General features: G+C 70.2%; 10 protein-coding genes and 1 pseudogene. 3 read left to right on the forward strand and 8 right to left on the reverse strand.

Annotation, left to right across the window (positions count from 1 at the left end; translation table 11 throughout):
* Positions 1-7: 7 nt before the first annotated feature.
* Positions 8-2,557 carry a CHAT domain-containing protein gene (locus KUM44_RS47130; RefSeq protein ID WP_217207013.1) on the reverse strand — a complete coding sequence of 850 codons (2,550 nt, stop codon included), beginning with the start codon at positions 2,555-2,557 and terminating at the stop codon, positions 8-10.
* Between the two features lie 68 nt (positions 2,558-2,625).
* Between KUM44_RS47130 and KUM44_RS07765 the strand changes: the two genes are divergently transcribed.
* Positions 2,626-4,338 (forward strand): glycosyltransferase family 4 protein, encoded by a 1,713-nt coding sequence (locus KUM44_RS07765; protein ID WP_217207014.1) that lies wholly within the window; start codon positions 2,626-2,628, stop codon positions 4,336-4,338.
* Between the two features lie 56 nt (positions 4,339-4,394).
* Here the strand turns inward: KUM44_RS07765 and KUM44_RS07770 are convergent, their stop codons facing one another.
* Together KUM44_RS07770 and KUM44_RS07775 are read right to left on the reverse strand one after the other, a co-directional pair.
* Positions 4,395-4,970 carry a dihydrofolate reductase family protein gene (locus KUM44_RS07770; protein WP_217207015.1) on the reverse strand — a complete coding sequence of 192 codons (576 nt, stop codon included), beginning with the start codon at positions 4,968-4,970 and terminating at the stop codon, positions 4,395-4,397.
* A 113-nt stretch (positions 4,971-5,083) separates the two neighbouring features.
* Entirely contained in the window at positions 5,084-6,163 is a 1,080-nt protein-coding gene (locus tag KUM44_RS07775; RefSeq protein ID WP_217207016.1) for an endonuclease/exonuclease/phosphatase family protein, read from the reverse strand.
* A 441-nt stretch (positions 6,164-6,604) separates the two neighbouring features.
* On the opposite strand from KUM44_RS07775, the gene KUM44_RS07780 reads away from it, so the two are divergent.
* Together KUM44_RS07780 and KUM44_RS07785 are read left to right on the forward strand one after the other, a co-directional pair.
* Positions 6,605-7,300, forward strand: coding sequence for a response regulator transcription factor (locus KUM44_RS07780; RefSeq protein WP_217207017.1), 696 nt, complete (start codon positions 6,605-6,607; stop codon positions 7,298-7,300).
* A gap of 10 nt (positions 7,301-7,310) precedes the next feature.
* Entirely contained in the window at positions 7,311-8,429 is a 1,119-nt protein-coding gene (locus tag KUM44_RS07785; RefSeq protein ID WP_254389162.1) for a HAMP domain-containing sensor histidine kinase, read from the forward strand.
* 433 nt (positions 8,430-8,862) lie between these two features.
* Here the strand turns inward: KUM44_RS07785 and KUM44_RS07790 are convergent, their stop codons facing one another.
* The 5 genes and pseudogenes from KUM44_RS07790 to KUM44_RS07810 form a co-directional block, all read right to left on the reverse strand.
* Positions 8,863-9,633 carry a DUF4328 domain-containing protein gene (locus KUM44_RS07790; protein ID WP_217207019.1) on the reverse strand — a complete coding sequence of 257 codons (771 nt, stop codon included), beginning with the start codon at positions 9,631-9,633 and terminating at the stop codon, positions 8,863-8,865.
* Between the two features lie 218 nt (positions 9,634-9,851).
* The gene (locus KUM44_RS07795; RefSeq protein ID WP_217207020.1) at positions 9,852-10,379 is read right to left on the reverse strand and encodes an N-acetyltransferase; all 528 of its coding nucleotides are present in this window, start codon (positions 10,377-10,379) and stop codon (positions 9,852-9,854) included.
* 97 nt (positions 10,380-10,476) lie between these two features.
* A pseudogene (locus KUM44_RS07800) lies at positions 10,477-10,863 on the reverse strand (alpha/beta hydrolase); the annotation flags it as partial.
* Positions 10,864-11,117: 254 nt separating this feature from the next.
* A complete protein-coding gene (locus tag KUM44_RS07805) occupies positions 11,118-11,612 on the reverse strand; it encodes a peptidylprolyl isomerase (RefSeq protein WP_217207021.1) in 495 nt (164 codons plus the stop codon).
* Positions 11,613-11,693: 81 nt separating this feature from the next.
* Positions 11,694-12,683 (reverse strand): triacylglycerol lipase, encoded by a 990-nt coding sequence (locus KUM44_RS07810; protein WP_217207022.1) that lies wholly within the window; start codon positions 12,681-12,683, stop codon positions 11,694-11,696.
* Positions 12,684-12,873 lie beyond the last annotated feature (190 nt).

Here is a 12,873-nt window from a genome sequence, read left to right on the forward strand (position 1 = left end):
CCCGGGATCAGTCTCCGGCTCCCATCACACACATGCCGGCCCAGTCGTACGGGCCGAGCTCGGGATGCCGGTCGCGCAGGGCCCGCGCGGCCGTCCGCAGCGCCGACCGCGCCGGCATCCCCTCGGCGACGTACCGCAGGGTCTCCGCGGCGATGCGGGCGGCGGCCTGCTCACCGATCCGGCCGACACCGGCGACGACCGTCCGCGCGCCCCCGAGAAGCCCTCCGACGGCGAGACTCAGCGGGTCCCGGCCGTAGCGGCTGGCCGCGGTGGCGCTCCAGCAGCCCACGAGCAGCAGCAGTTCGGGCAGCGGCAGGGTGGCCAGCGAGTCCAGGGTGACCCCGGACGGGCCCAGGGCCGTATCGCCCGGGGCGGCGCCATGACCGCTGACATAGAGCAGGGCCGGGTCCGGGAGATCCGCCACGTCGGCCAGGCTGCCCAGCGGCCGGTGCCCGCCGGGCCAGGTGTCCAACGCCGCCCGCTCCCGCGAGTGCGCGGGCAGCGCGTCGTCCAGAAGGCTGCCCGCCACCCCCGCACCACGCCCCGTCGGAGCGGCCCGCCGGGCCCGGTCACGGACCAGGCACAAGGTGCGCAGGCTCGGTGTCAGCGTCACCTCCGCCACGTCCACCAGTGCGGTGTCGCCGCGCAGCAGAGCACCGTACGGCACATGCCACAGACGGGGATCCGGGCAGATCACGACCGAGCGCGGAGCTTCGGGCGTGCCCTGCCAGATCTCCGGGGCGGGCAGCAGCATCTCGCCCAGCGCCCGCCACACGGCCCGTGCCATGCCTCGTGGCGGCAGCGGGGTACCGGCGGCCATCCGCCCGATCCACGTGTTCAGCCGCGCGGGCACCGGCTCCACCGTCGCGCGCCATCGGCCACCCCGCTCGCGTACGGCTGTCGACGACCACCAGCCCGTGGTGCCGTGGCCCAGCTGCACCATCACGACCACGTCCGCGAGCGCGTCCAGGTCCTCGGGCGACGGCAGCCCGCCCGGCAGGGGCAGGACAGCGACCTCGTCGGCGCTCCCGCCCGCCAGCACCCGCGCCACATCCGAGCCCAGCTCGAACAGGTCGTGCAGCCGGTCGTCGTCGGCCGGTGGGGGCAGCAGCGGCAGTCCGGTCAGCGAGCGGGTCAGTGAACTACCGTCCAGCAGCATCCGGTTGAGCACATCGGCCCGGCCCAGCTCCATGACCTGGGCGACGGCGCCGTGATCCGCGACGGCGGAGTGCAGCCGAATCGCCGCGGCGTACACCTCCTCGCGCTCCGCGTGCACACCCCAGCGGGCCTCAGGGGCACTCAGCAGATCGCGTTGCAGTTCCGCACCGGTGAGCGCGCCACGTCCGGCGGCGAACCAGACGGCGGAGGGCAGCACGGACTCGTCGGAGATGGACAGCGCCTCGTGGAGGGCCTGCCAGGTGCGCGCCAGATCCTGACGGTCCGGGCGGCAGGCGGTCGAGAGGATCACGCCCAGATGGGCTGCCGCCTCGCGCTGGTCCCCGCCGGAGGCGAGCAGGGCGCGCGCCAGATGCCGCCGCCAACGCAGGGCTTCGAGGGAGCCGTCGTCCTGCTGCCCCTGTCCGGCACGCCGGGCCGTGGCCGCCGCGCCCGCGAAGTCCCCGGCCGCGTACTGGATGTCGGCCCGCTCCAGCAGGACCTGGCCGACCCTGGAGTGCTCACCGGCCTGTTCGCACTCCTCGGCCAGTTCGTCGGCCAGCGCCAGGGCGTCCTCGGTGCGGCCCAGCGCTCTCAGACAATCGATCCGGGAAATCCGGGTGATCACGAGGTTGTCCGCGCTCACCCCGGTGAACAGGGCCTCGGCGCGCAGATATGCGGCAAGACCCGTCCGCGGATCTCCGACCATGACGTACAGCCGCGCCTCGCGTACGGCGATCATGCCGCGCGTCAGATCGTTCACCTCGCCCTCGTGCCTCTCGGCCAGGGCCCGGGCCTCGGCCAGCGTCGCGAGCGCGAGGTCCAGCCGTCCCGACAGCCGTTCACCGAGGCTGCGTTCGAGCAGAACCTGTACGTGGATCAGGGCCATCCCGGGCCGGTCCGCGAAGGCTCGGCACACCTCGAGCGCCTGCTCGCAAGAGGCGATGCCCTCCTGGTACTCCCCGGTCAGCCCCCGGAGCGTGGCCAGTTCACGCCAGGCGACCGCGTGCGCCCTGGCCGTCGACTCCTGGAGAGGGCGGGCGAGTTGGGCGTGATCCCATGTCTCGGCGACCACGAAGCCGCCCCGCAGCCGGTGTCGCATGGCCAGCAGGCTCGTCACAGCGACGACCTTCGCGTCGTCGCCCGCCCGGACGGCGACCACGCGGGCGGCCAGCAGCAGCCGAAGGCTCCGCCGATACCGGCCCTCCCGCCACGCGTCATCGGCCAGATCGCTGTAGAACCCGGCGAGTTCGCTCCACCGCCCGAGCTTGTGCAGTTCGTTCGCCGCCCGGGCCGCGCGCTGCCAGATCTCCGCATCCGCCGGCTCGCCCGGTATGCCGCGGAACACGGCCCGAGGCGCCAACAGGGCTTCCAGGAGCGGGGTTCCGGGACGTGATGTCACGTGGTCATGCAATCACGCGGAGTTGGCGAAGGGAGGGCGAAACCGTGGTTCTCTGACATCATCAGGGCATGGTCGAAGCGGTGCTCATGTCTCTGATCGTCCAGTCCGCCTCGGGCCTGATCGGCGAACAGATCAAAGTCCTCTACACACGTTTCCGGGATTCGGGACTCTCGGCGAAGCCCGGCCTCGACCTGGGCGATCGCGGCCCCGAGCAAGCGGGCGGACATGTCGTCACCGCTGTCGTGGTCAACGCGTTCGGCGTGGCGGGCGAGGACGGCGAGCGTGAACTCGGCCGCGCGTCCCAGGAGATCGCGCGATGGCTGGCGTCGGCTCCGCCCGCGGTGGCGGGCTCGGTCCGCGTCGAACTGGTCAACCGGGAGACGGGCGCCGTGGCGCGGATCGACAGCGAGACCCCCGCCGAGGCCGCCGCGCTGCTGGGCCCGGTCCTCGGCAGCGAGTGGGTGAGCGCGCCCATGGTGTGGAACGGCGCGGAGTGGACCGAGGAGACGGAGCCGGAGCCGGAGACCTCCGGAACCGCCCTGTCCAAAGGCCCCTCTGGGCAACGGGTGTTGGTGGTCGCCGACGAGTGGCTGCCCTCCAAGGGAGGTCTGAGCGCGTTCAGCCGCTACCTGTGCCGGGCGTTCACCGCCCTGGGCCTGGAGACGTACTGCCTGGTGCCCGAGCCCTCGGCGAAGGAGACGGAGGACGCCGACCGGTACGAGGTACCGCTGGTCGCCGCACCGGTGGAGGAGGGGCGGCCGCGCCAGGAAGGCCTCATGCTGAAGCCGGAACTGCCCGGCGGGGTGGAGCCGGACATCATCGTCGGACACAGCTTGATCACCGGTTACCACGCGCGAGTGATGCAGCAGCAGCACTTCCCGAACGCACAGCGGGTGCACTTCATCCACATGTCCGCCGACGACACCCAGTTCCACAAACAGCACGAGCCCGGGACCACCGTGGACGAGGCGGCGGTGGCCGAGGAACGCGGGAAAGCCGAGGTAGCGCTGGCACGGGGTGCGAAGCTCACGGTCTGCGTCGGACCGCTGCTGCACGACTGGTTCGCCCGCCATGTGCACGAGAGGGAGGGAATCCCGTCCCCGGTACGGCTCGACCCCGGCTTCGACGCCCCCGACGGATTCAGCGCGCAGCCTCGCACCCGACCGCCGGGCACCCCCAGGATCCTGCTCTTCGGCCGACTGTCCGACGAGGGGATCAAGGGAGTCGACCTCGCGGCGCGCGCGGTCGGCGCGGCCATGAGCGGTCGCAGCCCGCACCGTGAGGTGGAACTCCTGGTCCGCGGGGCGAAGCCCGGGGAGGGCAGGGCGCTCAAGGAACGGCTGGAGGACATCGCCGACTGCCCGGCGGTCAAGGTGCTGCCCCGGAACTTCACCGACGATCTGGCGGCCATCCGGGACGACCTGCGCACCTCCAGCCTGGTCCTGATGCCCTCACGGGTCGAGGGGTTCGGCCTGGCCGGCCTGGAGGCGATCACCTCGGGCACCCCCGTCCTGATCAGCGGCGCCAGCGGTCTGGGCCGGCTCCTGGAGGAACTGCTCTCCCAGGACATGCCCGAGATGATCAACCGGCTCGTGGTGCCGGTGCGGAACGGGAAGCGGCACGAGGACGCCAACGTCGACGACTGGCGTATCGCGATCACGTTGGCCCTCGGCAACCTGCATGCCGCTTTCGCCGACGCCGCCACCGTACGCTCGGCGCTGGCCGAGAAGCGGACGTGGGCCATGGCGGCCACCCGGCTGCTGGAAGAACTCAAGCACTGACATCGTCGGCGGAGAGCTCCCGCCATGACCGGTCAGGGGTGCGACGGTGCCGCCACTCAATGGAGGACGGGCCGGTAGACGAGCTCCTGGATGTGACCGTCGAGCGTCCTGTTCTCGAGCAGCTCCAGGTCGAAGTCGGCCGCGCCCCGGAAGATCGGGTCCGACCCGGTCCGACCGGTGATGACCGGGAAGAGCGTCACCTGCAAGCGGTCGACCAGGCCAGCGGCCATGAGCGCCCGGTTCAACGACAGGCTGCCGTGCGAGCGCAACGGCACTTCGGACTCCTCTTTGAGCCGGGCGACGACATCCACGGCGTCACCGCTCACAAGGGTCGCGTCCGGCCAGTCGAGTGGGCCTTCCAGGGTCGTCGAAACGACCGTCGTCGGCAGGTTCCTCATCCGGGTGACCCATGGGGCACGCACGTCGGACTCCTCGGTGCTCTCGGCCAGCATCTGCGCGAAGGCCCGATAGGTGTGGGCACCGAACACCATCCGCTGCTCCTCGCCGTACACGGCGAGGCGGTGGTCGAGCAGCTCGGGGCCCTGCTTACCCCAGTAGCCGGTCCAGTCACCGCCGGCGGCGCCGTAGCCGTCGAGGCTGCAGAACACGTCGAAGGTGTAGGTGGCGGTCATGGCGTTCCTCCTCAGGTGCGGTTCATCGCTGCGTAGACCCAGCGTGCTGCCGAAACTCATCGCTGTGCGGACCACAAGCGGCGCTGACGCTCGAATGGCACCTCATCGAGGATTCACCAGCTGATGGTGGCCGCCACCGGCAGGTGGTCGCTCCCGGTGGCCGGCAGCACCCACGAACTTCTCGGCTCCACGCCGCGGACCAGGATGTGGTCGATCCGCGCCACCGGAAACGTCGCCGGCCAGCTGAACCCGAAGCCGTCCCCGGCCTCGTCCTGGGCCGAGCGCAGCTGCGAGGTGAGACCGTCGAACGCCCGGTCGTCCACGGTGCCGTTCAGGTCGCCGAGCAGCACCACCCGCTCGTTCCGCTCGGCGGCAATGGCCCTGCCGAGCGCGTCCGCTCCGCGATCCCGGCTGTCCGTCCAGAAGCCGTTCCGGGGAAACACCCGTACGGACCCCAGGTGGGCCACGTACACCGCCAGCGGACCCTGCTCCGTGGCCACCGTGGCGCGCAGCGCCCGGGCGTAGGCCAGCTTGACGTTGGCCGGCTTGGTGGCCGCCAGCGGCCCGTAGTCCATCTCGATGTCGACCGCGCGGGTGTCCGACAGAGGCAGCTTGCTCCACAGTCCGACCGTGCCCTGCACCGTGTGATACCGGTACGCCTTCGCCAGTACCTTCTCGTACGTGCCCCTGGCCTCCTGGGTCACCTCCTCCAGGGCCAGCACATCCGCCCCGGAGGCGGCCAGGTCGCGGGCTGTTCCGACCGGGTCGGGGTTGTCGGCGCCGACGTTGTGGCCGGCGACGGTGAGGTCGCCGCCGGTGTGGGACTTGTCGCCGAGGAGGCCGCCGAAGAGGTTCAGCCACACCATGACCGGCAGCAGCAGAGCGACCACTGCGGAGGCGGAACGGCGCCACAGCGCGGCGGCCAGCAGCACCGGGACGCACAGGCCGAACCAGGGCAGGAAGGTCTCCACCAGGCTGCCCAGGCCCCCGCGGTCCGTGATCCGCGCGTGCAGAAGCATGAGCAGGCCGAGCAGCAGCGCCAGCGCGGCGAGCACCGGCCCGCGCTTCCAGGGCCCCGGCCGGAAGCCGCTGCGGACCGTCCGACGGATGCGCGCACGCCGGCCGGCGGAGCCGGTACCCCGGCGGCCGACGTTCCGTTGCCCGGCCTGCTCCGCCGTGTCGACCTGCACCATCGCCTGTCCTCGCTCACTGCCGGTCACTACTGGATCCTCGGGTCATGGGTGGGGTCGGCATACATGCGCGGGCAACCACGATCGATCGCATCGGTGCGCAGTTCGTCATGCCATGGTTCGTTCCGGTAGATCCGGCACAGCCCGTACTCGGCACCGCGCCCGGACAGCCACGCCGTCGCATCGGAGTGCCCGACAGCCTCCTCTTCGGACCCGTACCGCGGCCCGGTGGAGGGCCTTGAGCAGTCCCGGGTCGAGGTTGGCCAAGGAGCACCGCGGATCCGACTGCCGGGCGGACGCCCAGGCGTCGGCGAATCCGGCGGGCCGTTGTTCGTGGGGACGATGGCGGTCGAGTCATAGCGCCAGTCAAGGCAGCGCGGCGTTGCGGGCGCGTATGCGGTTTTCGATACGCCGACAATATGCGCCGACTCGTAGCATCCCTGCATGCGCGTGCTGATTGTCGAGGACGAGCCCTATATGGCAGAAGCCATTCGCGACGGCCTACGCCTGGAGGCCATCGCGGCGGACATCGCCGGTGACGGCGACACCGCCCTGGAACTCCTGGACATCAACACCTACGACATCGCCGTCCTCGACCGCGACATCCCCGGACCCTCCGGTGACGAGATCGCCGAACGCATTGTCGCCTCCGGCAGCGGCATGCCGATCCTCATGCTCACCGCAGCCGACCGTCTCGACGACAAGGCCTCCGGCTTCGGACTCGGCGCCGACGACTACCTCACCAAACCCTTCGAACTCCGAGAACTCGCGCTCAGGCTCAGAGCACTCGACCGCAGACGCGCCCACAGCAGGCCGCCGGTGCGAGAGATCGCAGGTCTGCGGCTCGACCCGTTTCGCAGAGAGGTCCACCGGGACGGCCGCTACGTCGCGCTGACCAGGAAGCAGTTCGCGGTGCTCGACGTCCTCGTCGCCGCCGAAGGCGGTGTCGTCAGCGCCGAGGAACTCCTGGAACGGGCGTGGGACGAGAACGCAGACCCGTTCACCAACGCCGTACGCATCACCGTCTCGGCACTGCGCAAGCGTCTCGGCGAACCGTGGATCATCGCCACCGTGCCAGGCGTCGGTTATCGGATCGACGCGCAGCCGGAGGCCGGACGCGGGGGAGGAGACCGTGCATAGAGAGCCCGGGATGAGCGTTCGCCTCAAACTCACCCTCAGCTACGCCGGATTCCTCATGCTCGCAGGCGTTCTCCTGCTCGCGGCCGGGTGGGTGTTCCTGGATCGTGTGGCCCACCCCGGGCTCATCTTCATGCCCGACTACCGCTTCGCAGTCGTGCGTCAGTTCGCTCCGATCGCGGCCTCGGTGCTGGCGTTCCTGCTGGTGTTCGGTCTCCTGGGAGGATGGTTCCTCGCCGGTCGCATGCTCGCGCCCCTGACGCGCATCACCTACGCCACACGCATGGCCGCGAACGGGACGCTCTCCCACCGTATCCGGCTGCCGGGCCGCGAGGACGAGTTCCGCGAACTGGCCGACGCCTTCGACACGATGCTCGCCCGGCTCGAAGCTCACGTCGCCGAACAGCAGAGATTCGCGGCCAACGCCTCTCACGAGCTACGCACTCCGCTCGCGATCTCGAAGGCACTCCTCGACGTGGCCCGCACCGACCCGGACCACGACACCGGTGAACTCGTCGACCGCCTCCACGCCGTCAACACCCGAGCGATCGACCTCACCGAGGCGCTGCTCCTGCTCAGCCGCGCCGAGCGGCGGACCTTCACCCGAGAACCTGTCGACCTGTCCCTCCTGGCGGAAGAAGCCACCGAAACCCTTCTCCCTCTCGCCGAGAAGCACGGTGTCACCATCGAGACCCGCGGCGACGTCGCGCCCACGGCCGGCTCGCCGACGCTCCTGCTGCAGCTGACCACGAACCTCGTGCACAACGCCATCGTCCACAACCTGCCCGAACAGGGCACGGTGTGGGTCTCAACCCGTGCCCGCCCGGACACGGTGACGCTCACGGTCGAGAACACCGGCGAGAGGCTGACCCCAGAGCTGGCCTCGACCCTCACCGAACCGTTCCAGCGAGGCACCGAACGCATACACACCGACCACGCGGGCGTCGGCCTCGGCCTGGCGATCGTCAAAACCATCACCCACGCACACGACGGAACCCTCACCCTCACCCCGCGCTCTGAGGGCGGGGTCCACATCACCGTGGAACTGACGGCGACAGCGCATGCCGGCGTGGGCCAGCCCGACGCCCTTCAGCGGTACCACCAGCGTCTTCGCACCGGAACCTCTGAATAGCGCACTTTCGGCATCCTCGCTGCACGACGAGCGTCCACTCGGACATCTTCAAGACGGCAGGCAACTGGTACGGAGGCGAGTTCGCGAGCCTGCTCTCGGTGCCGCGGTGTTCGGCCCCGGCCATGCGGTCGGGCCGAGGGCTTCTCCAAATCTCGATGTCGCGGTCGGCGTCGACTGCGCCGGTACACGCGTGAGGACGATCCCGAGTGGGTCGGTGAACCGCTGTCGTGGGAAGGCCTGCGTGTCGACGACGAGGACTTCGATCCGGAGTATGACGACGCCGAGCCCAACGAGGGCACGGCGGATGCCTTCACTGCTTGCTCCCCTCTGCCGGTGGTTCCCCACCGGACAGGGCCGACTGAGGCCGCAAGAGCGGGGCCATTTGAAGCCGTTGATGCCACCGTTCCGGCAATTCGTATATGCGAACCCGAGGTCAGGCGGAGGCGGGCACGGACGCTCCCGGCCCGCTGCGGGCTTTCTCGTCCTGCATCCTGGTCAGCGCGAGGACGAAGAGGATGGCCAGGACGGCGGCGACGACGTCGACCGCGTCCGCGAACAGCACCTGCCCCATGGCCCGCCGAATCTCTGCGGCTGTCTCGGCATTGCGGTACGAGGTGGCGGAGATCCGGCCGGCAAGCAGGCTGATCACCCAGGCTGTCCACCAGCCGTTCAGGAGACCGTGCGGCCGGGCCCTGTCCCAGGGCCCGCTGGCTTCCCAGATGTCCAGCGCGATGCGGCGGGGGAACCACAGGTTCACGACCGGCACGAACCAGCCGCCCACGGCCCAGCCACGCTTCTTGCGGTGCCCGAACGGATCGAACACCTCGGCGTTGACCCGCACCCGGTGGAACCAGACGAGGAAGACGACCGCCGTGGAGAGAAGGGCGGCCGTCTGTGCGACACCGGCCGCCGCGTAGAGGGAGTCCGCCCGATCGGCTCTGCGCTGCACGGCCTCGCTGTAGTCGCCGTCCATGAGGGCGCCCAGCACGTCGTACGACATGACGTCCACCCAGACGGCGAACAGGTCGGTGGCGATGACCAGGCCGAGCAGCACGGCGACGGCCCTGCCGAGGCCGACGGGCGAGCTGAGCCAGGCGTTGTGGCCGTGCGGCGGCGCCATGAGCGGCGCTCCGGCCGCGGCACAGGGGGCGCAGATGACCCCGTCCGGTGCCGCCTCGAAACGACGGCATCGCGTGCACAGCATGGTGGAGTAGTCCCCCCGTGTCAGGTGTCCAAGAGAACCGTGCACGGTCCTCCCCAGAACCTCACGCACGGTATGCGGAAGATACGGGTCCCCACGCCCGTACGTCTACCGCTTTCAACTGCGGCTTTCCACCGTCCTCGCCATGGGATCTGCTCGTCCGCGGCCGCAGGGAGGAGCGCGGCAAGAACCGGAAGGAGACCCAGAACTCAACCTCTGGTTCAGCCCTGTTCGGCCTGCCGAACCTCCTTCTCCATCAGCGTGAAGGACTTCGGTGCCCCGCCCGGCTGCGGCTTGCCCTCCTTGTGGCCGACGGTGCGGTAACCGGCTTGGCGGTAGTAGGCGTTGAGCGGTTCGTTACCGGCAAGGCAGTCCAGGCGCACGCAGGTCCGTCCGACTGCGGCCACGCGGCGTTCCGCAGCCCGCAGCAGCAGCCGTCCCGTCCCCGGCTCGGCGAGGGTCCGGTCCACCATGAGCCGGTGCACATATCCGGCCACAGGCGGCTGAAGACCCCAGGCGGCCTCGTCCTCCCACCACAACTCCCAGGCCCCGGCGATGTTCCCACCGGCCTCCGCGAGCCAGATCTCGCCCTGCGCCATGACCCGAGCGAAGTGGTCCTCGTCCAGCTCCCCCGGCTGCCACTGCCCTGTGATGCCGCGCGTCCGCATCCAGCGTGCCGCGTCGTCGCGAAGACGAACGAGGGCGGTGAGATCGGCGGCAGCGGCGGTGCGGAAGCGTAGATCATTCACCCGGGGATCTTCGCACGGCTGTCCGGCAGCGGGCACGCGGGCGGCGGCCAGGCCGACGCTACGCCCCAGCAGCCGGTGCCGGTGACGGTGCCGGCTTGAGGGGCTTGCGCCGGAGGTTGGGCATGAGGTCGGGGAACTTCTCGATGACTTCGGGGGTACCGGGACTTCGGGGGTACCGGGGAACGCGGGGACCAGGTCGCGGTCGCCGTAGATGTACACGGCGGGCGAGGTGACGACGGCGCCGTGCCACGCGGCAGCCAGTTCCCAGTTGCGGTCGAGGTTGCGGTACCAGTTGAGGGCTCCGGTGAAGCCATGCGAGAAGCTTTCGGTGAGCGCGTCGAGGCCGTACTCGGTGAGCCACGCCGGCAGTACCTCGGGGTCCTGCACGGCCGCGAGCCGGCCGCGCTCGGGTCGTCGATCAGCGGCTGATTGCCCTCGGCGGTGCCGGGAGCGTCGCCCCGGACGCCGAGTAGAAGAGCTTCCGGCCCACTCGTGCCCCGGCAGCATCGGACAGCGGGAGTGGCCTTGACGCATTGGCACCGGTGAAGAACTCCATGTCGGTGCCGCACACGCCGACCTCGACTTCCTGCTCGGATCCAGCGGTTCGGAGGTGAGCCGCGAGTCGCACCGACCGCGGAACCGCCCACCGGCCGGACGGGGAAAAGGAACAGGTCCGTCAGGCCCCCGTGGTGCGGGCCTGACGGACCTGAGTGGACCGGATCTGCGGCTACGACTGGGTCAGGCGACGATGCCGCAGTCGTCGATGACGATCTTCGTGCTCGTCGCGCCGGAACGGCTGCCCAGGGCCTCGACCGCCTTGACGACGTCCTCGCCTTCGACGACCTCACCGAAGACGACGTGCTTACCGTCCAGCCACGGCGTCACCACGGTGGTGATGAAGAACTGCGAGCCGTTGGTGGCCGGGCCCGCGTTGGCCATGCTGAGCAGGAACGGCCTGTCGTGCTTCAGCTGGAAGTTCTCGTCGGCGAAGGTCTCACCGTAGATGCTCTTGCCACCGGTGCCGTTGCCGTTGGTGAAGTCGCCGCCCTGCAGCATGAACTCCGGGATGACCCGGTGGAACGGGGAACCCTTGTACCCGAACCCGTGCTGACCGGTCGCCAGCTCACGGAAGTTGCGTGCCGTCTTGGGCACGACGTCGTCGAACAGCCGGAAGACAATGCGGCCGAGATCCTTGCCACCAGCCGAAACCTTGAAGAACACGTTCTCGCTCATGACCTTGATTCTCCACAAGAGGCGGGCTCAGGTCGAACCGGCGGGGTGTCGCATGCGGCGAACGGGGCCCCGACCGTCGTTTCAGCCGCCGAGCAGGGGCGCCGAGAGACGGCAGTGCACGGGATCGGCATGCGCGGGGTCCAGGGCGTTGAGGACGAGCTGCATGGCGTTGGAGTCGTAGGCGACCGAGATGTGCTCGGAGAGGTCCTGGGGACAGATGTCCTGGATCGTGATGTTGCGTACCTTCGCGCCCGGCCCCGCCGTGAGGAACTGGTTGTGGTACGGCGTGACGACCTCGTCGTACCGGGTCGCGATGACCGTGTAGTCCACGCCCGGCTGGGTGTCGCCGCCCCGGTCCAGTCTCCTGTGCACCTCGGACCCCACCATCTGGTCCGCGTACGCCTGCCCCGCCACGGCGGACACGGTCTGGTTGAGGCCGAGCGCGGTGGTGAGGGTGCCCAGACCGGACACGGTGGCGCCGTGGTTGGACGGGGCCAGGCCGACGAGCCTGCGCACCTTGTTGCGCGACGGCTTCGCCGGGTTCGTACCCCCTTCGAAGCGCAGGTACCAGCGAGGCAGCACACCGCCGCCCTGGGAGTGCCCCACCAGGTCGACCTGCCGGGCACCGGTCGCGTCGAGCACCCGGTCGACAAAGCGGGCGATCTCGCGGGCCGAGTCGGGGACATGGCCCGTGGCCTTGAACGGAATTCCCGGTCTCCCGCCGTAGTTCGGCGCGAAGACGCAGTACCCCTCGTCCTTCAGCAGGGGTGACAGCATGCCCCAGTTCATGTGAGCGTTCGTCAGGGTCGCGTGCAGCAGGACGACGGGGCGCGGGTGGGCGGCGGTCGGGCGGCACTTCCAGTCATTCGCACCAGGCGGCGGGGCGTCCGGCTGAAGGGTTCCCCGGATGAGGGCCGCGGGGGCGGCGACGGCCCCCTCGGGCGGGGCCGGGCCGTCGGCCGCGCCCGCGGTGCCCGGGAGACCGAGTGCCAGAGCCGTGACAGCGCCGATCGTCGCCCACCAGGTGATCAGGCGGGAACGCTGTACAGGCCGGGCAGGGCGATGGGACATACTTCCGCTCCTCGTCAGGGTCGGTCACGAACGGACGACCAAGATCCTCGAGGAACGACAGCCGTGGCCGTGGCCGAACCGCACCGGAGACCCCCGTCCGAGTAGCGGCTTTCATTCGTGCGGCTCTGCCCCGCGGGCTACCAGGTCTGCTTCCGTATGACGGCGATGACGCAGCCGTTGGGGTCGCTGA

The sequence above is a fragment of the Streptomyces sp. AC550_RSS872 genome (assembly GCF_019049285.1).
Classification (GTDB): Bacteria; Actinomycetota; Actinomycetes; order Streptomycetales; family Streptomycetaceae; genus Streptomyces.